Below are 20,383 nucleotides of genomic sequence, written 5' to 3'. Positions count from 1 at the left end.
CGGCGGCCGCGCGACCCGGCTGCCTACCCGGACGGCTGCAGAACCCTTACGGCAACGGCCGGATTTGCGTGCACGGTGGGCATACATCACCCCGCGACAGTGTTACGTGTAGGGGGAATCCACCCCTGCCTGTCACGGAGGTGTGCTCAATGGCCGGTGCCGCCAACCGGATCGTCGCGCTCGGAGAACGGGTTCTGGGGGCTCCGCTCCCGGTCCGGGTACGGGCCTGGGACCACAGCGAAGCGGGCCCGCCGGGCGCCCCCCTGCTGGTGATCCGCAACCGGAGGGGACTGCGCCGCATCCTGTGGCGGCCGGGCGAGCTGGGCCTGGCGCGCGCCTGGGTCGCGGGCGACCTCGACGTGGAGGGCGACCTGTACGAGGCGCTCGACGTGCTCGCCGGACTGATCTGGGAGAGCGACCCGGACGGCGGCGCCCCCGCGTTCGGCGGCGCCGCCGCGTCCGGGCCCGGTTGGCTGCGGGGTGCGCTCACCCTCGCCCGTGAACCCGAAGCCCGTGAGGCCGTCGCCGAGCTGCTGAAGCTGGCGGGCCCGGGGCTGCCGCCTCCGCCGCCCCCCGAGGAGGCCCGGCGCCGCACGGGCCTGCGGCACACCCTCAGCCGCGACCGCAAGGCCATCAGCCACCACTACGACGTCGGCAACGACTTCTACGAGCTGGTGCTGGGCCCGAGCATGGTCTACTCCTGCGCCTACTGGCAGCCGGGCGGCACCCTGGAGCAGGCCCAGCGCGACAAGCTGGACCTCATCTGCCGCAAGCTCGCCCTGCGGGAGGGGCAGCGGCTGCTGGACGTCGGCGGCGGCTGGGGCTCCCTGGTGCTGCACGCGGCGCGCGAGTACGGCGTGCGCGCCGTCGCCGTCACGCTCTCCCGCGAACAGGCCGCCTACGGGCGCAAGCGGATCGCCGAGGCGGGGCTGACGGACCGGGTGGAGATCCGGGTGCAGGACTACCGGGAAGTGAACGACGGCCCCTACGACGCGATCTCGTCGGTCGGCATGGCCGAGCACGTGGGCGCGGCGCGCTACCGGGAGTACGCCGACGACCTGTACGCCCTGCTGGCGCCGGGAGGCCGGCTGCTCAACCACCAGATCGGGCGGCGGCCGCTGGCCGACGAGGAGGCGTACTCCGTCGACGAGTTCATCGACGCCTACGTCTTCCCCGACGGGGAGCTCGCGCCCGTCGGGCGCACCGTCGGACTGCTGGAGGACGCCGGGTTCGAGGTGCGGGACGTCGAGGCGCTGCGCGAGCACTACGCGCTGACGCTGCGGGCCTGGGTGCGCAACCTGGAGTCCGACTTCGCGCGGGCGGCCCGCCTCACCTCTCCGGGGCGGGCCCGCGTGTGGCGGCTGTACATGGCGGCCTCGGCGCTGGCTTTCGAGCGCAACAGGATCGGCGTCAACCAGGTGCTGGCCGTCAGGACGCCGGAGTCCGGCGCCTCGGGCCTGCCGTTGCGCACCCGCAGGTGGACGGCGGACGCCGAAGCGGCCGACACCGGACGCGCCTGACGCGGCGTACCTGCGCAGACGGCACAGCAGCTCGCCCCCGCCCTGGTCAACGGGCGGGGGCGAGGCGGTCTCAGACGGGGGAGACGGGGCCGAAGGGCCCCCGGCTCACTCCGTCTTGATGGCGGCCAGCATGTTGAGCTTGGCCGCCCTGCGAGCGGGCCACAGCGCGGCGAGGACACCGACGACGGCGGCGAGGGCGAGGAAGAGGCCCAGCCGGTCCCACGGCAGCACCAGCGTGTAGGTGTCGAGCCCGGACCCGGCGATCAGCTCGCCGGCGGCCCAGCCGAAGAAGATGCCGAGACCGATGCCGAGCACCCCGCCGAAGAGGGAGATGACCAGCGACTCCAGCCGCACCATCCGCTTGATGCCGCGCCGGTCGAGCCCGATGGCGCGCAGCATGCCGATCTCCTGACCGCGTTCGAACACCGACATGGCGAGGGTGTTGATCACGCCGAGGACGGCGACGATGACGGCCATCGCGAGCAGCCCGTACAGCATGTTCAACAGAATATTGATCATCTGTGCGATGCCCTCGGAGATGTCCTTCTTGTCCTCGACGAGGATCGCCGGGTTGTCGCCGAGCTGCTTGGTGAGGGTTTCCTTGACCTCGTCGCTGGCCCCGTCCTTGGTCTTGGCGAGGACCTGCATGTCGGCGATCTCGCTCATGTGCGGGGTGACGGCCTTGTTGTCGACGAGGATGCCCTTGATCATCTGGTTGCCCTCGTAGAGCCCGCCGACCGTCAGCGTGCCCTTCTTGCCGTCCTCGTAGGTGGCGGTGAAGTCGGAGCCGACCTTCCAGCCCTTCTCCTTGGCGGTGGCGTTGTCGACCACGACCTTCGTGCCGCTGGAGAGCCCCGCCCAGCCGCCCGCGGTGAAGTCGACGTTGGTCAGCTTGCCGATCGAGGAGCCGTCGACGCCGGTGAGGTACTCGGTGTCGTCACCGATGTCGGCGTACGCGTTGCGCAGCGGGGAGGTCGCGGTGACCTGGTCGGACTGCGCGAGCTTCTTCTCCACCTCGGGCGAGAGCTGGGTGAAGTTGGCCATCGAGATGGTGTAGTCGGCCTTCAGCGAGTCCGACGCCATCTTGTTGACGGCCTGCTGGACGCCGCTGGCGATGACCGTCAGCCCGGTGATCAGGGTCAGGCCGACCATCAGCGCGGAGGCCGTGGCCGCCGTGCGGCGCGGGTTGCGGACCGCGTTCTGGCGGGCCAGCTTGCCGCTCACGTTGAAGAGTCGCAGCACCGGTGCGGCCGCCGCGATGAGCGGGCGGGACAGCAGCGGGGTGAGGATGAAGACGCCGATCACCAGCAGCGCGGCGCCCAGACCCATGGGGGCCTTGGCGTCTTCCATGTCCCCCACGGTCGTCGCCATCAGCACCAGCGCGGCACCGGCCGCGGAGAACAGGGCGCCGATGGTGTTGCGGAGGATGAGGGAGCGCGTGGTGGCCGGGGCGTGGAGTGCGCCCATGGCCGCGACCGGCGGGATCTTGGCGGCGCGCCGCGCCGGCAGCCAGGCCGCCAGAAGGGTGACGAGGACGCCCACGATCAGCGAGACGACGATGGTGTTCGGCTCGATGACCAGCGGCCCGTCGGGCATGCCGCCCATGGTGCCGACCAGCGCGCGCAGCCCGGCGGCGATGCCGACCCCGGCTGCCATGCCGGCCAGCCCCGCGACGGCCCCGACGACCAGCGCCTCGATCAGCACCGAACGGGTGACCTGACGGCGGCTGGCACCGACCGCGCGCAGCAGCGCCAGCTCCTTGGTGCGCTGGGCGACGAGCATCGTGAAGGTGTTGGCGATGATGAAGATGCCCACGAACAGCGCGATCCCGGCGAACGCCAGCAGGCTCGTCTTCATGCCGGACATGCTGTTCTCGATGGCCCTGGACTCGTCGTCGGCGAGCTTCTGACCGGTGACGGCCTTGGTGTCGGCGGGCAGCACCTTCTCGGCCTGCTCCTTGAGCGCGGTCTGCGAGACGCCCGGGTCGGCCTTGAGCGCGATCTCGGTGTACTCGCCGGGCTCGGCGAACAGCTTCTGGGCCGTGGCGTTGTCGTAGAGGACCAGCGTGCCGCCCGCGGCGACGTTCCCGTCGTCGGTGGTGAAGATGCCGGTGACCTTCTCCTCGCGCACCGGGCCGTTGACCGACGTGCGCACGGTGTCACCGACCTGGTAGCCGGTGCGCTCGGCCGTCTTGGCGTCCAGCGCGATCTGGCCCTCGGCGCGGGGCGCCTGGCCTTCCTTCATCGGGTAGCGCGCGTCGGTGCCCTTCCCGTCCCGGCCCGCGTAGTAGTTCGCGCCCTGGGTGGAGAAGCCGTCACCGACGAGCTTGCCGTCCTTGTCGGACAGCGCCGCGAAACCGGAGACCACGCCGGTCGCCGAGGCGGCTCCCGGCAGGTTCGCGGCCTTGTCGAGGGTGCGCTGGCTCAGCGGCGAGACGGTCTCGCGGCCCTGGGGAGCGTCGCTGCCGTCCTGGCTTATGGAGACGTCGACGTTCGCGTAGCCCTTCTCGGAGCTCTTCTGGAACGCGTCGGAGATCGTGGAGGTGAAGACCAGGGTGCCGGAGACGAAGGCGACGCCGAGCAGCACGGCGAGCATCGTCATCAGCAGCCGGGCCTTGTGCGCGAAGACGTTGCGCAAGGCTGTTCGGAGCATGAGGAAGTCCTCGGGGGTCCTTCTGGGATGTGGCCGACGTCGGTCGGCCGGTCGGCTCGGGTGTCGGGGGGAGGCTCAGCTCCTGCGCGCCTTGGCGTCGAAGGACTTCATCCGCTCCAGCACGCTGTCGGCCGTCGGTCCTGCCATGTCGTCGACGATGCGGCCGTCGGCGAGGAAGACCACGCGGTCGGCGTAGGCGGCCGCCACCGGGTCGTGGGTGACCATGACGACGGTCTGGCCCAGTTCGCGTACGGAGTTGCGGAGGAAGCCGAGCACCTCGGCGCCGGCCCGCGAGTCCAGGTTGCCGGTCGGCTCGTCACCGAAGATGATCTCCGGCTGGGAGGCGAGGGCGCGGGCCACCGCGACGCGCTGCTGCTGACCGCCGGAGAGCTGGTTGGGGCGGTGCTTGAGCCGGTCGGCGAGGCCGACCGTCTGGATGACGCGGTCCAGCCACGCCTTGTCGGGCTTGCGGCCCGCGATGTCCATCGGCAGCGTGATGTTCTCCAGCGCGCTGAGCGTGGGCAGCAGGTTGAACGCCTGGAAGATGAAGCCCACGCGGTCGCGGCGCAGCTGGGTCAGCTTCTTGTCCTTCAGACCGGTCAGTTCCGTCTCACCGATGCGCGCGCTGCCGCTGGAGATGGCGTCGAGACCCGCCATGCAGTGCATCAGCGTGGACTTGCCGGACCCCGAGGGGCCCATGATCGCGGTGAACTCGGCCCGCCGGAACTCCACCGTTATCCGGTCGAGGGCGACCACCTGGGTCTCGCCCTGGCCGTAGACCTTGGACAGTTCGGTGGCCTGCGCCGCGGCGACGCCGGCGCTGGTGTGGGCTGCGGGGGCTCCGGGGTGCGGGCCACCCGCGAAGTGGTGCGGACGGGTGCTGGTCGTCACGGCGGGGCTCCTGTCGGGTCGTCGGTGGAAGAAGCCGGATGGGAACTTCCGAATGACCTCCATCGTTTCGCCCTTCCTCCCCTCCCGGATCCGCCCCGGCTCTTGTTTGCGGGGGAGTCTTCGGAGGTAGCCCGCCCCACCTTCGTCCTCCTTGGGTATGAGGACCGACCCTGAGACGGCGGGATCGGGGGCCCGCGCCACCCGACTGAGCTGGGCAGAGACCTCTGGCATATGCCAGAGGGAGGTGTGTGACACGGAAGTGCGTGACCGAACGGCGACTTTCCGTCATTTCTGTAGAGGTGAACGTAGGAAGAAGACCGCTGCGAAGTGGTCGATGTGGTACTGATGCCCCGTCAGTTGCCAATAAAATAAGACAACATCGGTCTGTCGATCCGCTGTTCGGGGGATGACCCTGGATAGGCTCGTCCCGCGTCCTGGGGTGGGCCGTGTGCGCCCGGCGGTGCACGGAGCGGTCCCGGCGACCGGTGCCCGGATGGTGGAATGCAGACACGACGAGCTTAAACCTCGTTGGCCCTCAGGGCCGTGCCGGTTCGAGTCCGGCTCCGGGCACCAACACCCCTGGCGGCCCTGACCTGCTGTAGTCCACCTGTAAGGGCGCCCCGTGATCGCGCTGCGGGCGCACGGTGGGCGACCGACGGCCGACGGTACGGGAAGCGGCCGTCGGCACGGAAGCGGCTGGCGCACTGGCCGGCCCCGCGTCTCCTGCGGCGCCTACCCGATCGCCACAGCCAGTTACCTTCCAGTTCAGGCGGTGCCGCGACAGCGGATCGCTTCCGGGGTGAGTGGGTGCGCGGGATCTGCCACCACACCTACTGAACTGACGAAGAGATCAGTAGTCGTCCGAGTCGGTGACCGAAGGCGGCACCTTGGCGAAAGAAGGGCCGGGAGCACGGTGCGGCCGAAAGGCCGTGGAAGCTGTCGCGGTCGCTGGCCCGGGGCTGGGCACGCGCCTGTAGGCCGAGGCCAGCAGAGCGAGCACGGCCGCCAACAGCGTGGCGTTGGCCGCGTACTTCGCGGCATAAGAAGTGTGTCCACCCAGCGGTTCGACTGCGAACGAGAGGACCGCGTTCACCACAAGGGCGGCGCCACCGGCCACGAGTGCGTGGCGTCGGTCCCAGCCTGCCCGGCCCGACCAGAGCAGGAGCAGACCGCCGCCCAGTGAGAGCACCGTCACATCGGCAAGGACGCCCCACCAGCCGGCGGGTGCCAGTTGGTGGGTGGCCATCACCCCCACCGCTCCACCGCCGACAAGCCACGGTGGTGGCACCCAGCCCGAGGAGGCCCCATGCCGGCGCGGCAAGGCGAGCGCGGTCGCGGCAAGCGCGGCGGCGACAACTGCGGTGAGGCCCAGTTGTGCCGTGCTCGCCAGGAATTTTCTGGTGTGCTCGTGAAAGAACACCACAAACGCCAGGACGTACAACACCAGCAAAACCGCGATGCCCCAACGTCCCAGCCACGGGCGGTCAGCCAGTCGTGGAACACAGGACTCGACCACGACGATCGGTGCCGCGAAGCTCCAGATCACGTGACCGACGACGAATCCGAGCAGATGGTGAACACTGATCCCGGCGACGGGCACGAGGGTGGGCAGGCGCTCCTGGGGCCAGAAGGGATCGCTGACGAAATGTGGGTTGAACAGGCTCTGGTCGATCACTCCGGCCTGGATCAGTCCGAACGCCGCGCTCAGCAGAAGAATGCTCGGCCATCCCCGGCCGGACCGGCGCACGACCTCTCTGATGAGCACCGCTACCGTTCCATAGAGCGGAGCGAGAAACAGCAACCCGGAAACGAGCTCCCAGGGGCGGCCGATGATGCTGTCATAGCCGATGAGGTATTCGGCGCAGACAGGAGACAGAATGAGGAGCGCCAGCACCGCCGACAACCGTCGACATAGCGGTGGTCGCCCGAGTGAGACAGAACTTATCGATTCCATGCGCATGCGAACCCCCTGGTGGACAGCGCGAGAAACGAGCCGGAGCGCCACCTCACCGCAGCCGCTCTGGAACTCGCCACGACCGTAGACACGCTGCCTCGGCGCACGGATCAGCCTTTGGTCCCCTGGAGCACAACCAAAGTCCCCACCGTTGCGGCCCCGCGTACCGACGGACCGGACAAGCCAGGGTGGCGGGAGGGGCAGGCGGAGGCCTTCGTCGCCATGGTGGCGTCCGCTCCTCGCCGCTTCGTCCACCTCGGCCCCTCGTGGCCACCACCCAGCGCGCGGAGTACCGGCGGGGCGGCAGCACCTCGTCTCCCCGCTCGACAGCGTTTCTGGATCTTCCGGTCAGGGCACGGAAGTGTCGCGCCCTGGGGGCGGGGCGAGCGCTCTGGTTGCTTCTGCGGCGTCGGTGGGGGAAGAGATGAGGCGGGATCGACAGGACAGGCAGGCGCGTGCCCGGCTCGCCCGGCAGCGCCCGCGCTCCGGGCGAGTGAGAGGTGCAGGGAGGGCTCGTACGCCGCGGCCCGCGAGCGGCCGGGGACGGTTCAGGGCCTGGGTGCGAGGAATCAACTGGGCCAACGGTGCCACCGTTGTCGCGGCCCTCACCGCCGCAGTCGGTCTGGTCTTCACCGCGATCAGCACGTATTACGGCGCACGTGTGGCGGAGGACCAGCTCGAACAGTCGCGTGCGGATGCGCAGCGGAAAATCCAGCGGCAGGCCAATCTCGTCTCCGTCTGGGCGACCGACTTCCCCGAGCGCGCAGGCATCGTGGCCAACCGTTCCCCGGACCCCGTCGGTCCGCTCATGTTCGTTTTCTGGGCGTACGACGACAGCTTCGGTATTCCCATTGGTGGGTATTACTACGAGCTGACGGCGACGAGCCTGGCCGGCTGCTCCCAGATAGTGATCGCGCCCGACAAGCTGAAAGAACTGAGGGGGCGTCACGCGCCCAAGGGCGGCATCAGCATGTGGGGTGTCAGGTTCCTGGACACGAACGGCAGGCAGTGGGCCCGCGAGGCGGCGGGTCCGCCGGAAGAAGTCCGAGGGACGAGTTTCCTCGAACCCAGTCGCCTGTGGAAAAACGTGGAGAGGAAAATAAGGAAAGCGGAGCGGTCGAGCACGCCCAGAGGATCGGGTGGTCAAACGGAGCTCGCCAAGCACAATCCCGAACCACTCGAAGACTGCAGTTACTGAGGACGAAGGTGCGCGGGCGACGGCCCGAGCCGACCTGGTGCGACGAGGCCGACGTGCGGGGGCACGAGGCCGACGTGCGGGGGCACGAGGTCGACCTGCGGGGGCACGAGCGGCCGTGCCCCCGCACTGACGGGCCGCGCGTCAGCGGGTCTCCAGCCGCAGCCGCAGCTGCTTCTCCTGGTCTCCCGCGACCTCCAGCACCTCCACCACGCCGAACGCCTCCGTCAGCACGCCGTGCAGCCGCTCCACCGCGTGCGGGGAGCCCTGCAGCTCGGCCGTCACGGGGGACCCGAGTGTCACCGCGTCCGGCCTGCCTCCGTCGCCGGAGACGTCGAACCGGGACAGCCACACGTTGGCCCTGCGGCCCTCCGGCTGCAACTCGTTCCAGTCGGAGCGGAAGAGTCCGCCCAGTACCCGGAACACCGATTCGGCGTCCTCACAGGCACAGTCGCTGAGCTCCACGGAAACTTCCCACTCGCCTTCGGACATCTCGGCCGTCATGTCCCGGGCCTCCCTCTCTCGCCTACTCACTGGCTCGCCTTCTCCGCGGGCGCTTCCCTCGTGGGAGCTTCCCTTGCGGGAGCTCCCGCGGACGCTTTCCCCGCGGGTGCTTCCCTCGCGGGCCAAGGCTCGCGAATTCGCTCCAGGCCCCAATATCGGCCCGCAGGTACCCATCCGGCGGGATCCCAACCGGCGATTCGCCGGGGGACCGGCGAGCCGGGCAGCCGGCGGGCCTGTGACCACATGCCGGATGGCGCTCGGCCCGCGCGGGAAGCGCTCCTAAGCTGCGGCAATGACTCCCGGTACGCTCACCGGCTCCGCGCTGGCCACCGCCCCCGTGCCCCCGCTCGCCGCCCGCGCCGCCTCGGTGGGCTCGTCGCCCGTACGGGAGATCCTGGCGCTCACCGAGCGTCCCGAGGTCATCTCCTTCGCCGGTGGCCTGCCGGCGCCCGAACTGTTCGACGCCGATGGCATCCGCGCCGCCTACGACCGAGTGCTCAGCGAGGAGCCGCAGCGGGTGCTGCAGTACTCCACCACGGAGGGGGACCCGGCGCTGCGGGCCGCGGTGGCCGGGCGGCTCGCAGACCGCGGCCTGCCGACGGATCCTCGGGCGCTGTTGGTGACGACCGGCTCCCAGCAGGCCCTCACCCTGTTGGCGACCGCGCTGCTGGAGCCAGGAGACACCGTGCTGGTGGAGGACCCCACCTACCTGGCGGCGCTCCAGTGCTTCGGTTTCGCGGGGGCCCGTGTGGTGCCCGTCCGCTCCGACGAGGACGGTGTGGATCCCGGGGCGCTGGCCGAAGCGGTCGAGCGCGAGCGGCCCAAGCTGCTCTACCTGGTGCCCACCTTCCAGAACCCGACCGGACGCACCCTCCCGCTCGCGCGGCGGCAGGAGGTCGCCGAGATCGCCGCACACAACGGTCTGTGGCTCCTCGAGGACGACCCGTACGGGGAACTGCGCTTCGAGGGCGCGTCCGTGCCGTGGCTCGCGTCGCTGCCCCGGGCGGCCGACCGGACGGTGCTGCTGGGCAGCTTCTCGAAGGTGATGGCCCCCGGCGTGCGGCTCGGCTGGCTGCGGGCCCCCGCCGCGCTGCTCCGCGCCTGTGTGGTCGCCAAGCAGTCCCTCGACCTGCACTGCTCCACCATCGACCAGGCCGCGGCCGCCAGGTATCTGGCGGACAGCGACCTGGACACCCACCTGACGCGGGTCCGCGAGGCCTACAGGCGACGCCGTGACGCCCTGGTGGACGGACTCGCCGCGGCGCTGCCGGACGGCAGCACGTGGAACCGCCCCGAGGGCGGCATGTTCGTCTGGGCCCGGCTGCCCGAGGGGTACGACGCGACCTCGCTGCTGCGCGAGGCCGTCGCGCACGACGTCGCCTACGTCCCCGGCGCCCCCTTCTTCGCCGGCCCGCCCGACCACGCGGCGCTGCGCCTGTCGTTCACCACGCACACCCCATCGGAGATCAGCGAGGGCCTGAACCGGCTCGGAAAGGCCCTGCGGACGGCGCCGTAACCGACACCGACGGAGGCCCGGCCCCGACGGACGGAGGGTGCGGTTCGGACGGACGGAGGGTGCGGTTCGCGGGGCGGACGGAGGGCGCGGTTCGCGGGGCGAACGGAGGGCGCGGTTCGCGGGACGGACGGAGGGACCGCTCCGCCCATCGACTCAGCGCGCCGCTCCCCACCCTCCCGCGTCGCTGCCCTCCCCCCCCGGCGTCACCGCCCTCGACCCTCCGGCGTCACCGCTCTTCGCCTTCCGGCGTCGCCGCCCTCTGCCCTGGGGTCTCGCCGCTGTCCGCGCCGTCGCCGCTGTCCGCCCGCGCGGTGATCTCCCCACTCGCCCGCTCGCGGGGCAGGGCGAGGGCGAGGAGCACGATGGCGGCCAGTACGCCGGTCATGGTGGCGAACACCCGGCCGTGGGCGGAGTGGCCGGGCCCCGCGACGGCGGAGAGCGCGGCGAGCCCGAGTGCGCCGCCGAACTGTTTGGCGGTGTTCATCAGACCGGAGGCGGCCCCCGCGTCACCGGCCGGAACGCCGGAGGTGACCACCGCCGTCGCGGGCGTGACGAACACGGCGGCGCCCAGAGAGAACACGATCGCGGGCCCCAGCACGCCGGAGGGATAGCCACTGTCGGCGGACGCCGTGCTCTGCCACCAGAAACCGGCACCGCACAGCACGGCCCCGGCCAGGATGAGCGTCCGGTGTGCGCAGCGGCGCATCAGACGGGGCGTCACCCATACACCGGCCGCCGCGCCGATCAGTGTGTGCGGCAGGAAGCCCAGCCCTGTGCGGAGTGCCGAGTAGCCGAGTGTGTCCTGCATGAAGAACGTCAGGAAGTACCAGACGGGGATCTGGAGACAGGCACCGGCCAGCAGCACGATCGTGTTGCCGACCGCCACCGTGCGCCGCCGCAGCAGCGCCGGAGGGATCAGCGGCCGGGACGCCCAACGGGTCTCCACGGCGACGAGGAGGAGCAGGGCGGCGACTCCGCCCGTCAGCGCCCAGAGGGTGGCGGGATCCGACCAGGAACCGTCCCGGGTGCGGCTGACGCCGTAAGTGAGGGCCGTCATGCCGGCGGTCGCGGCGAGGGCCCCTGGCAGGTCCGGCCGGGGGCGTGCCGTGCCCTGCGGGAGGCCGCTCGGCGGCAGCGCCCGTACGAGCAGCAGTGCGACGCAGCCGAGGGGGACGTTGACGAGCAGGACGGCCCGCCAGGAGAACGCCTCGGTGAGCACTCCTCCCAGCACATTGCCCGCGGCACCGCCGACGGAGGAGACGGCCGTCCAGACGGCGAGCGCGCGGGTGCGGCGCGGCCCTTCCGTGAAGGTGGTCGTCAGGACGGTGAGGGTGACGGGGGCCAGCACGGCGGCTCCCAGCCCCTGGGCGGCGCGGGCGGCGATGAGCAGGCCAGGGGAGGTGGCGAGCCCGCCGACGAGGCTCGCGAGGGTGAAGAGAGCCAGCCCAGCGGCGAACACCTGGCGGTGGCCTCGCAGGTCGGCCAGGCGTGCGCCCGGCAGCAACAGGCCGGCGAACGCCAGTGCGTAGGCGGTGGCGACCCAGGAGAGGCCGCCGCTCGTGGTGAAGCCGAGCGCTTCCCGGACGGCGGGCAGCGCGACGTTCACCACGGAGACGTCCAGGACGACCATGAACTGCGCCGCACAGGCCAGCGTCAGGACGGCGGCGGCCTCGGTTGCGGTGACTGACGTGGCTGTCTCGGCTGTCGTGGGGGTCGTGCAGGTGGTGGCGGGTGTGGTGGAGCGCACGGCTTCTCCCTCGTGTGCTTCCGCGCCCTGACCGCGCCGGTGCACGGACCGCACGGGTGGCGGCCTTTTCGATGTGGTCACACCGTAAAGCCTGCCGAGCGTGCTTTTCAATGCGGCAGCATCGGGATGTTCGGGATGGCACTATCGGGAGGCCGACACAGGGAACCGCCGAACAGGGCGAAGAGGGGCAGGGAACGTGCCGTCCAGCGCATCCATCCGCGGCCGCGGGCCGGGGCTGCACCACGACCGCCGGCGCACGGAGATCGCCGACGCGGTGCTCGCGGTCGTCGCCGGGAGGGGACTGCCTGCCGTCTCCCTCACGGAGGTCGCCGCTCAGGCCGGCGTCTCACCGGGACGGGTCCAGCACTACTTCCCGACGAAACAGAAGCTGCTGGAGGCCGCATTCGACCGTGGCAACGAGCGCAGTGAGGGACGGATCAGGGCGCGCCTGGGCGCCGGCACCGCCGACGCGCCGCCCGCCGAGGTGCTCGCCGTCGTCCTGGACGAGTTGATCCCCCACGACGAGGAGTCGCGGGCCCACATGCGCGTGCGGCACGCGTTCAACGCCGGCGCCCTGGCCGACGACGCCATCGCCGAGCGCGTCCGCGGCCTCTACGCCGGTCTCCACGGGAGCCTGGCCGCGTGCCTGGCCGGGGCGGGCGCGAGTGAGCCCGCGGGAGGCCACGAGGCCGCGGCTGTCGCTCTGGTGGCCCAGGCGGAGGGCCTCGCCTATCACGTGCTGCTGGGCACGACCGGAGCCCCGAGCGCGCGGCGCACGCTCCGTACGGCGCTCGAAGCCGCCCTGGAGCGCTGAGCGTCCTACGGTCCGCCAGCGGGCCTACGGTCCGCCCTGTACGAGAGCCCCGTGACGGTGCGCGACGCCGCACGCGCTGCAACCCCTTGCCCCGGGCGGACGAAGCACGTTGAATAGGGGCCGTGTCGCGTGACGCTGTCGTTGGTACGGCAGTGGCATGGAGGCACCCTGACGTGAGGAGAGTGCATCGTGGGTACACACACCGCCAGGCTCGTCTGACACGTATCTGAGACGCGGCTGACGCACAGCGCAGCCGTGGTCCGCGCCGCCGCCGTCCCTTCGGCCGCGCGCCGGGTTCTGTTTCTTCCTCCTTTTCTTCTTCTTTCTCCGTTTCTCTGGCCCTGCCTGGCCGGGTGCTGACTCGCGCGCATCGACGTGCGCTCACACGCGTGGCCACGGGCGCCGCTCACGCGCGCGCTCGTGGCCACGCGGTGGGCCCAGGTGTGCCCGCACGGGCGCTCGGACGCAGCCGTGGGCCGGGTCGTCTCTTCTGCTGGGAGCTGTTTCCTTGACCCCTTCGCCCCTTTCCCCCACTCCGCCCCGCGTCAGTGGCTTCAACCGCGCGGTCGTCGAGGAGTTCCGCGCCAACTCCGGCCGCGTCGGCGGCCCGTTCGAGGGCGGGGATCTGCTGCTGCTGACCACCACTGGTGCCCGTTCGGGCCTGGAGCAGACCTCCCCCCTCGGGTACGTCCGCGACGAGGACGGCCATCTCCTCGTCGTCGCCTCGGCGGGCGGCGCACCCCGCCATCCGGCCTGGTACCGCAACCTGCTCGCGCACCCCATGGCCAGGGTCGAGGTGGGGGAGGAGTCGTTCGGGGCCGTCGCGGTCCCCGCCGAGGGCGCCGAGCGGGACCGGCTGTTCGCGCACGTCGTACGGCAGGTGCCCGGATACGCCGACTACCAGGCGCGCGTCTCCCGTGTGCTGCCCGTCGTCCGGCTCGAACGCTCCTACCCGGACGCGCCGTTCACCGGGCTCGTCGACAAGCTCCTGGAGGTGCACACCTGGCTGCGGGGACAGCTGCGCCGCGTCTCCGCGGAGGCGGACGCCTACTTCGCGCCAGGGCGCAGCGGCCCGACGGCACCGAGGCGCCGCAGGTCCCGCTCGGGCTCCAGCTGCGCCAGCACTGCCTGGCCTTCTGCGAGTCGATGCACACGCACCACGTCTCCGAGGACCAGGGGGCGTTCCCCGTGCTGGCCGAGAAGTACCCCCACCTGGCTCCCGCGCTGGCGCGCCTGCGCGCCGAGCACGAGACGGTGGACCGCCTCCGCGTGGAGCTGGAGCGCCTGCTGGCCGACCTGACGACCGCGGAACCCGGCCGCTTCCGCGCCGAGCTCGCGCGGATGACCCGTCAGCTGGAAGCCCACCTGGACTACGAGGAAGAGGTGCTCATCCCGCCGCTCTCCGAGCTGCCGGCGCCCTGAGTCTCCGTTTCCGCGGCCTCCGTTTCCGCGGCCTCCATTCCCTCCGGGTTGCGGGCCGGGGGACGTAGCCGGGCTCCGACCCGGCCGAGCGCACGGGCGATGGTGTCGGTCTCGTCGGGTTCCAGGACGTCGATCAGGGCGGCGCGGACGGCCGCCACATGACCGGGGGCCGCGGCACGCAGGGTGTCGCGGCCCTCCTCGGTGAGGACGGCGAGGATTCCGCGCACGTCCGTGGGGCACGAGCGGCGCCGCACGAGGCCGTGTTTCTCCAGCTGGCCCACCTGGTAGGTCAGGTTGCTCTTGGAGATGAACAGTCCCTCGGCCAGATCCGTCATCCGCAGCTCACCGCCGGGTGCTCCGGCGAGCCGGACGAGTACCTCGTACTGCGGGTGGGAGAGCCCCGCGTCCTCCTTCAGCTGCTGCTCCACGTGGCGGGAGACCCGGCTGGTCGCTTCGAGGAAGCCCTGCCAGGCCGCCATCTGACGTTCATCGAGCCACCTGGTCCCTTCCATGAACCCCATCCTACGTGTTGTTCAAATTCAAACCGCCTTGTTACCGTCAGGCAGTACGTTTCGAATTTGAACAACCGGTGGCACCGTCCCGTCACCCGGTTCCCACGCCGACGCAGGAGGCTCCGCTCATGCCGTCCCCCCACGCCGCACAGGACACTTCGGCCACCCCGGACAGTCCGCCCGCCACCGGTGCCGCAGCCCGGTTCTCCGGCACCTCCGGGCAGTCAGGCACCGCACTCGCCGCCCAGCCCGCCCCCTCCGCGCGGTCCGCCCACGACGCCGGGCTGCTCCTGCTGCGCCTCGCGCTCGGCCTGACCATGGCGGCGCACGGCTCCCAGAAGCTCTTCGGCTGGTTCGACGGCGGCGGGCTCGCCGGGACGGAGCAGTTCTTCCAGTCGGCCGGCTACCCCGCGGCCGGGGCCATGGCCGTCGTCGCGGGACTGACCGAGACCCTCGGCGGGCTCGGACTCGCGCTCGGCCTCCTCACCCCGCTGGCGGGCGCCGCGGTCTTCGGCACCCTGCTCAACGCGCTCGCGGTGAAGTGGGGCGGAGGCTTCTTCGCCCCCGAAGGCGTCGAGTACGAGCTGCTGCTGACCCTGGCCGCCGCCGCGCTCACCCTCGCGGGGCCCGGCCGGCTGGCGGCGGACTCGGCGCTGCCGCTTCCGGCGCCGTGGCGGCACCGGCTCAGCCACGGCGCCGCCGCGCTCGTCCTCGGAGCGGTGGTCGCGGGCGCTCTTCTCCTCGTGCGCTCCTGAAGGGCTCGTGCGCTCCTGAAGGGGGTGTGTCCGGAGGGGAAGGGCCGGGACCGATCGGACTGTTCCGCCGGAAAGCGGTCACCCGCGCGGGTGAGGACGTGATGGCCGTGTGGCACAGGGAACAACGCGTGTCTTCTCTTCGTTGTTGACTCTGCACTAGCGTGCTGTTTTTACTAACGCATTACGCTGGACTGCGAGGCCGCGCAGTGTGGCCATGGAGGAGTGAGATGAGGAGCAGCAACCCGGTCTTCTCGCGACGGGGGTTCAGCCGCGCGGGCGGCTACGCCGGCTTCAATGCGCAGCAGCAGCCGCAGGCCGGGAACCCGTACGCGTCCAACCCCTACGCCGCCAACCCCCAGGCGGGCAATCCGTACGCCCAGCCCAGCCCGTACGCGGGCCAGCAGACGCAGACCCCCGGTCAGCCGTACACGGCGCCGCAGGCTCCGCCGTCAGCCGGGCGGATGACCATGGACGACGTGGTCGCCCGTACGGGTATGACCCTCGGCCTCGTCGTCGTCACCGCCGCGGTGGCCTGGCTCACCGGTCTCTCGCTCGGCCTCGCGCTGGGCGCAGGGCTGGTGGCGATGGTGCTCGGCTTCGTCCAGGCGTTCAAGCGCAAGGCCTCGCCCGCGCTGATCCTGGCGTACGCCGCCTTCGAGGGCCTCTTCCTCGGCGCACTGAGCAACTACGTCAACCAGTGGGTCAACGGCGCCGCGATGCAGGCGGTGCTCGGCACGATGGCGGTGTTCACCGCCGTGCTGGTGATGTACAAAACCCGCATTATCCGGGTCACCCAGCGGTTCTACCGCTTCGTGATGGCCGCGGCGATCGGGTTCGTACTGCTGATGGCCGTCAACCTGCTCTTCGCCGCCTTCGGCGGCGGTGACGGGCTCGGCTTCCGCAGCGGCGGCCTCGGCATCCTCTTCGGTGTCGTCGGCATCGTGCTCGGCGCGCTGTTCCTCGCCCTGGACTTCAAGCAGGTCGAGGACGGCATCGCCTACGGCGCGCCGAAGGAGGAGGCGTGGCTGTCCGCCTTCGGCCTGACGCTGACTCTCGTGTGGATCTACATGGAGTTCCTGCGCCTGATCGCCATTCTGCAAGGCGACAACTAGCGAAGGACGGGGCCGGGCGCGATGCCCGGCACCGCGGTGCGCCGCACACCGCGAGGGCCCGGGAGGTGCAACACCTCCCGGGCCCTCGGCTGTTCTTCCGACCCTTCCGACCGCCTGGCCGCGCGTCCTGCTGGTCCGGGCGCGCCCGGCGGCCGCTCCTGCCGGTGTCCTACGGTCTTCGGAGCGTTCGCGCCTGCCTGGACATACGGCCGCCCCTAGAGGTGGCGCGCGGCGCGCCGCAGGTCGTGTTCGTGGATGATCGCTTTGGCGTGCCCGTAGGCGAGGTCGTGCGCGCCACGGAGCCAGCTCACCTTCTCCTCGAAGCGGACGAGAGCGGGACCTTCGTCGACCATGCGCAGCCAGTCGGAGACTTCACGGCCGGTGCACTGGGGGATGCGGGAGAGCATGTTCCGGTGGGTCTCTTCGGAGAAGACTTGGGACATCGGCGCCTCCGGACGCTTTTGCAATGAGTCCTTGGCCACACGTTGCCTGAGCGCGCGGGCGTTGGCAACAGTGTGGCCGGTCCGCACCGGGAGAGGGCTGGATAGGGTGAGGCCGTGCCCCGTGTTGACACCCGTGCCCTGACCGACGCCGTGGAGCGCCTCGCCGACCGGCTGCGGGCCGCGCCGCAGAGCGCCCTGACCCGCGGCGCCGCTGCCGACGGCCTCGCTCTCGCGCGGGAACTGGCCGCGCTGGCGCAGCGCCTGGAGTTCGGAGCGGTAAGTGCCGCGCGCCGCACGCTGCCCGACGCGGGCGTCTTCGCCGTCGGCGACCAACTCGCCGTCGCCGGACACGACCTGGCCGTGGCCTTGGAGGAGGCCCCCGACGCGGAAGCCGAGCCCGCCTTGGCGGAAGCCCTGCGCGCGGTGGAGGCAGCGCCCTTGTAGGCGGCCCCTCGCCGCTACAGCGGGGTGATGACGCGGTCGGCCAGCAGGTAGGCCGTGCTGCCGTCCGGGTAGCCGAAGGTGAGCGTGTAGGAGCCGGAGACGCCGGAGCCGCCCATCAGTACGGGGGCCTCCCCGCGGCGTACCGCCTCGGCCAGCGCCTCACTCGTGGCGCGGTGGCCCGGCGACAGGCACACGGTCGTCCCGTCCTCGAAGAGATAGACGTCCAGCGTGCCGAGCGGACCCGGGCGTACGTCGGTCAGCGGCGTACGGGCTTCGGCGAGGCCGGCGAGGCGTTCGATGGTGCGCTCGTGGTAGGTGACCGTGGGCGCGGGGGACGGCGACGCCTGCCCGGCGACCGGTTCGCCGCTGAGGGTGTAGTCGGGCTGGGAGGGATGGCGGCGCCGGGCGGCCGCCAGGTCGGGCGACTCCGCGTCGGTCTCCGCGCTCACGTCCTGGGCGTGGGACGAGGGGCGGGCGGGGGCACCGTCCGGCTCCTCCTCGTCCTCGCCCGTATGCGTGTCCCACGTGTCCCACGCGTCGAACGAGGCCAGGCCGGCCAGGCCGGCCAGGTTCACGTCCACGTCGACGTCCCCGTCCTCGGGGCCCGGCTGGCGCGGGATGAACCTCTGACCGGTCTCCGAACCGTGCGGCGCCGGCCGCTGACCGGTGGGGCCGATGAGGCCGGTGGAGCCCGTGGAGCCGGTGGAACCGGTGGAACCGGCGGAATCCGTGAAGTCCGCGAGGCCGGTGAGGTCGGTGACCCCCGGGTCGCTGTCCGTGCACCGGGTCGGGTCGGTGAAGCCGTCGGCGAGGTCACCGGGCGCGATCTCGTACTCGGTGCCGTGCCCCGCCAGCAGGGCGCCGGACTCCGGTCCCGCGTCGCCGCGTGCCTCCTGGGCCGCCCAGAAGGCGCGCGCCTCGGCGAGTTCGCGCTCCCGCTCGTCCGCCAGCGCGGCGGCGACCGCGGCGCGGATCTGCCGGGAGAAGGGGCCTGCCGCCTCCGTGTCGCCCTCCGCGGCCGCTGCCGTGGGGGCGTCGGTGGCCGCTGCGGCCACGCGGGCTTCCTCGGCCGCTGCGACACGGGCTCCGTCAGCCGATGCCGTGCGGGCGTGCGGGACCACGGTGGGCGCGCCCGTGGCGTCGTGCCGCCCCGCCTCCAGTTCGGCGCGCAGCGCCGTCAGCTGGCGGCGCAGGCCACGCGCCGTGTGCAGTGCCGCACCGCCCAATGCGGTGGCCACGGCCGCCGCACACAGCAGGATGAGGGATATGGCGCTCACTGACTTGACTCCCGGTTCCGGTTCGTTCCCCCTGACGCGGTCCCCCCGGTCGTTCACCCTGAATTCCTACAACAGCGGTGTCGGTACACGGTGTCGGTGAGGTCGTCCAAGGCTCTTCGACCGTAGTGCAAATCCCGGCGAACTGGACAGGTGGGAGACCGGCGCCGTCCCCGGCATACCGCTCTGACCTGCGGAAATGCGGCGCCCCCAGGGTGTATATCACATCCTGGGGGCGCTTTTGTCTCGGCGGCGTCTCAGCGGGTGAGCGGCCGGGGACCGCCGCGGTCCGAGGTCAGCTCAGGCGCTCCAGCACCATCGCCATGCCCTGGCCGCCGCCCACGCACATCGTCTCCAGGCCGAACTGCTTGTCGTGCCACTGGAGCGAGTTGAGCAGCGTGGTGGTGATGCGGGCGCCGGTCATCCCGAAGGGGTGACCGACGGCGATGGCGCCGCCGTTGACGTTGAGCTTGTCGAGGTCGATGCCGAGGTCCTGGTAGGAGGGGATGACCTGCGCGGCGAAGGCCTCGTTGATCTCGACCAGGTCGATGTCGCCGATCGACATGCCCGCGCGGGCGAGCGCCTGGTTGCTGGCCTCGACCGGGCCGTACCCCATGATCTCGGGGGAGAGCGCCGAGACGCCGGTCGACACGATGCGGGCCAGCGGGGTCAGCCCCAGCTCGCGGGCCTTGGTGTCGGACATGATCACCAGCGCGGCGGCGCCGTCGTTGAGCGCGCAGCAGTTACCCGCGGTGACCAGGCCGTCCGGGCGGAAGACGGGCTTGAGGCCCTCGACGCCCTCCAGGGTCACCCCGGGCCGCGGCCCGTCGTCCTTGCCGACGACCGTGCCGTCGGGGGTGGTGACCGGGGTGATCTCCCGCTCCCAGAAGCCGTCGGCGATGGCCTTCTCCGCCAGGTTCTGGGAACGGACGCCGAACTCGTCCATCTCCCGGCGGGTGACGCCCTTGTGCCGCGCGAGATTCTCCGCGGTCTGGCCCATCGCGATGTAGACGTCGGGGACCTGCTCGTTCTCGCGTGGGTCGGTCCAGCCCTCTCCCCCCTGCTCGGCGCGGGCCGCGGTGCGCGCCTCCGCGTCGGCGAAGAGCGGGTTGTGCGTGTCGGGCATCCCGTCGGAGGTGCCCTTGACCGAACGGGAGACCGTCTCGACACCCGCCGAGACGAACACGTCGCCCTCGCCCGCCTTGATCGCGTGCAGCGCCATGCGGGTCGTCTGCAGCGACGAGGAGCAGTAGCGGGTGATGGTGCAGCCCGGCAGGTGGTCCATGCCCATCTGCACCGCGACGACGCGGCCGAGGTTGTGGCCCTGCTCGCCGCCGGGCAGGCCGCAGCCGAGCATCAGGTCGTCGATGTCCCGCGGGTCCAGTTCGGGCACCTTGGCGAGCGCCGCCTTGATGATCTCGGCCGTCAGGTCGTCCGGGCGTACGTCCTTGAGGGAGCCCTTGAAGGCGCGGCCGATGGGGGAGCGGGCGGCGGAGACGATCACTGCTTCGGGCATCAGGGGCTCCTGGGGAGTCGGCGGATCGGCGGTACGCAGCGGAAGCTACCCGCCCGTAGGGTGCCGGTCACGGTCTGAACGGTGTGATGCGGGCCTCTTCTAAGCGTTTGCT

16 protein-coding genes, 1 tRNA gene and 1 pseudogene are annotated in these 20,383 nt (G+C 71.4%); 9 read left to right on the top strand and 9 right to left on the bottom strand.

Translation table 11 applies throughout. The features are described from left to right. The first annotated feature begins 149 nt into the window (after positions 1–149). Complete coding sequence (locus MMF93_RS13645; RefSeq protein WP_242751560.1) at positions 150–1,520, top strand: SAM-dependent methyltransferase; 1,371 nt, start codon at positions 150–152, stop codon at positions 1,518–1,520. Positions 1,521–1,625: 105 nt separating this feature from the next. Here MMF93_RS13645 and MMF93_RS13640 read toward each other — a convergent pair whose 3' ends face one another. Further along, a complete protein-coding gene (locus MMF93_RS13640; protein ID WP_242751559.1) occupies positions 1,626–4,172 on the bottom strand; it encodes an ABC transporter permease in 2,547 nt (848 codons plus the stop codon). A gap of 75 nt (positions 4,173–4,247) precedes the next feature. Further along, a complete protein-coding gene (locus tag MMF93_RS13635) occupies positions 4,248–5,063 on the bottom strand; it encodes an ABC transporter ATP-binding protein (RefSeq protein ID WP_423835418.1) in 816 nt (271 codons plus the stop codon). A gap of 487 nt (positions 5,064–5,550) precedes the next feature. On the opposite strand from MMF93_RS13635, the gene MMF93_RS13630 reads away from it, so the two are divergent. Next, positions 5,551–5,636 (top strand) — tRNA-Leu (locus MMF93_RS13630). Positions 5,637–5,913: 277 nt separating this feature from the next. Here MMF93_RS13630 and MMF93_RS13625 read toward each other — a convergent pair. Then, positions 5,914–6,957 carry a hypothetical protein gene (locus MMF93_RS13625; protein ID WP_242751558.1) on the bottom strand — a complete coding sequence of 348 codons (1,044 nt, stop codon included), beginning with the start codon at positions 6,955–6,957 and terminating at the stop codon, positions 5,914–5,916. Between the two features lie 619 nt (positions 6,958–7,576). On the opposite strand from MMF93_RS13625, the gene MMF93_RS13620 reads away from it, so the two are divergent. After that, complete coding sequence (locus MMF93_RS13620) at positions 7,577–8,215, top strand: hypothetical protein (protein WP_242751557.1); 639 nt, start codon at positions 7,577–7,579, stop codon at positions 8,213–8,215. Positions 8,216–8,356: 141 nt separating this feature from the next. On the opposite strand, the gene MMF93_RS13615 is transcribed toward MMF93_RS13620, so the two are convergent. After that, a complete protein-coding gene (locus tag MMF93_RS13615) occupies positions 8,357–8,716 on the bottom strand; it encodes a hypothetical protein (protein ID WP_242751556.1) in 360 nt (119 codons plus the stop codon). 292 nt (positions 8,717–9,008) lie between these two features. Here MMF93_RS13615 and MMF93_RS13610 point away from each other — a divergent pair, with 292 nt between their 5' ends. Further along, the gene (locus MMF93_RS13610) at positions 9,009–10,232 is read left to right on the top strand and encodes an aminotransferase-like domain-containing protein (RefSeq protein WP_242751555.1); all 1,224 of its coding nucleotides are present in this window, start codon (positions 9,009–9,011) and stop codon (positions 10,230–10,232) included. 226 nt (positions 10,233–10,458) lie between these two features. On the opposite strand, the gene MMF93_RS13605 is transcribed toward MMF93_RS13610, so the two are convergent. Then, complete coding sequence (locus MMF93_RS13605; protein WP_242751554.1) at positions 10,459–11,979, bottom strand: MFS transporter; 1,521 nt, start codon at positions 11,977–11,979, stop codon at positions 10,459–10,461. Positions 11,980–12,175: 196 nt separating this feature from the next. Between MMF93_RS13605 and MMF93_RS13600 the strand changes: the two genes are divergently transcribed. Next, a complete protein-coding gene (locus MMF93_RS13600) occupies positions 12,176–12,793 on the top strand; it encodes a TetR/AcrR family transcriptional regulator (RefSeq protein ID WP_242751553.1) in 618 nt (205 codons plus the stop codon). 508 nt (positions 12,794–13,301) lie between these two features. Next, a pseudogene (locus MMF93_RS13595) lies at positions 13,302–14,215 on the top strand (nitroreductase/quinone reductase family protein). Here the strand turns inward: MMF93_RS13595 and MMF93_RS13590 are convergent. Continuing rightward, positions 14,164–14,727 carry a MarR family winged helix-turn-helix transcriptional regulator gene (locus tag MMF93_RS13590; protein WP_242751552.1) on the bottom strand — a complete coding sequence of 188 codons (564 nt, stop codon included), beginning with the start codon at positions 14,725–14,727 and terminating at the stop codon, positions 14,164–14,166. The pseudogene MMF93_RS13595 and the gene MMF93_RS13590 overlap by 52 nt on opposite strands. Before the next feature lie 128 nt (positions 14,728–14,855). On the opposite strand from MMF93_RS13590, the gene MMF93_RS13585 reads away from it, so the two are divergent. After that, positions 14,856–15,482 carry a DoxX family membrane protein gene (locus MMF93_RS13585; protein ID WP_242751551.1) on the top strand — a complete coding sequence of 209 codons (627 nt, stop codon included), beginning with the start codon at positions 14,856–14,858 and terminating at the stop codon, positions 15,480–15,482. A 227-nt stretch (positions 15,483–15,709) separates the two neighbouring features. Next, positions 15,710–16,594 (top strand): Bax inhibitor-1/YccA family protein, encoded by an 885-nt coding sequence (locus MMF93_RS13580; RefSeq protein ID WP_242751550.1) that lies wholly within the window; start codon positions 15,710–15,712, stop codon positions 16,592–16,594. Positions 16,595–16,809: 215 nt separating this feature from the next. Here MMF93_RS13580 and MMF93_RS13575 read toward each other — a convergent pair whose 3' ends face one another. After that, positions 16,810–17,037 carry a DUF4287 domain-containing protein gene (locus MMF93_RS13575; protein ID WP_242751549.1) on the bottom strand — a complete coding sequence of 76 codons (228 nt, stop codon included), beginning with the start codon at positions 17,035–17,037 and terminating at the stop codon, positions 16,810–16,812. 114 nt (positions 17,038–17,151) lie between these two features. Between MMF93_RS13575 and MMF93_RS13570 the strand changes: the two genes are divergently transcribed. After that, positions 17,152–17,481, top strand: coding sequence for a hypothetical protein (locus MMF93_RS13570; protein ID WP_242751548.1), 330 nt, complete (start codon positions 17,152–17,154; stop codon positions 17,479–17,481). A 14-nt stretch (positions 17,482–17,495) separates the two neighbouring features. On the opposite strand, the gene MMF93_RS13565 is transcribed toward MMF93_RS13570, so the two are convergent. Next, complete coding sequence (locus MMF93_RS13565; RefSeq protein ID WP_242751547.1) at positions 17,496–18,758, bottom strand: hypothetical protein; 1,263 nt, start codon at positions 18,756–18,758, stop codon at positions 17,496–17,498. Positions 18,759–19,050: 292 nt separating this feature from the next. Continuing rightward, positions 19,051–20,271, bottom strand: coding sequence for an acetyl-CoA C-acetyltransferase (locus tag MMF93_RS13560; protein ID WP_242751546.1), 1,221 nt, complete (start codon positions 20,269–20,271; stop codon positions 19,051–19,053). Positions 20,272–20,383: the final 112 nt, after the last annotated feature.

It is taken from the genome of Streptomyces tubbatahanensis (genome assembly GCF_022699385.1).
Taxonomy (GTDB): Bacteria; Actinomycetota; Actinomycetes; order Streptomycetales; family Streptomycetaceae; genus Streptomyces; species Streptomyces diacarni.
The sequence above is the reverse complement of the archived record's forward strand: the minus strand, read 5'-3'. Positions and strand labels throughout refer to the sequence as shown.

Excerpts from the sequence above, each read along its gene's own strand:
- MMF93_RS13645 (WP_242751560.1), top strand. The coding sequence starts at position 150 with ATGGCCGGTGCCGCCAACCGGATCGTCGCGCTCGGAGAACGGGTTCTG.
- MMF93_RS13560 (WP_242751546.1), bottom strand. The coding sequence starts at position 20,271 with ATGCCCGAAGCAGTGATCGTCTCCGCCGCCCGCTCCCCCATCGGCCGC.
- MMF93_RS13585 (WP_242751551.1), top strand. The coding sequence starts at position 14,856 with ATGCCGTCCCCCCACGCCGCACAGGACACTTCGGCCACCCCGGACAGT.
- MMF93_RS13580 (WP_242751550.1), top strand. The coding sequence starts at position 15,710 with ATGAGGAGCAGCAACCCGGTCTTCTCGCGACGGGGGTTCAGCCGCGCG.
- MMF93_RS13590 (WP_242751552.1), bottom strand. The coding sequence starts at position 14,727 with ATGGAAGGGACCAGGTGGCTCGATGAACGTCAGATGGCGGCCTGGCAG.
- MMF93_RS13575 (WP_242751549.1), bottom strand. The coding sequence starts at position 17,037 with ATGTCCCAAGTCTTCTCCGAAGAGACCCACCGGAACATGCTCTCCCGC.
- MMF93_RS13640 (WP_242751559.1), bottom strand. The coding sequence starts at position 4,172 with ATGCTCCGAACAGCCTTGCGCAACGTCTTCGCGCACAAGGCCCGGCTG.
- MMF93_RS13610 (WP_242751555.1), top strand. The coding sequence starts at position 9,009 with ATGACTCCCGGTACGCTCACCGGCTCCGCGCTGGCCACCGCCCCCGTG.
- MMF93_RS13615 (WP_242751556.1), bottom strand. The coding sequence starts at position 8,716 with ATGACGGCCGAGATGTCCGAAGGCGAGTGGGAAGTTTCCGTGGAGCTC.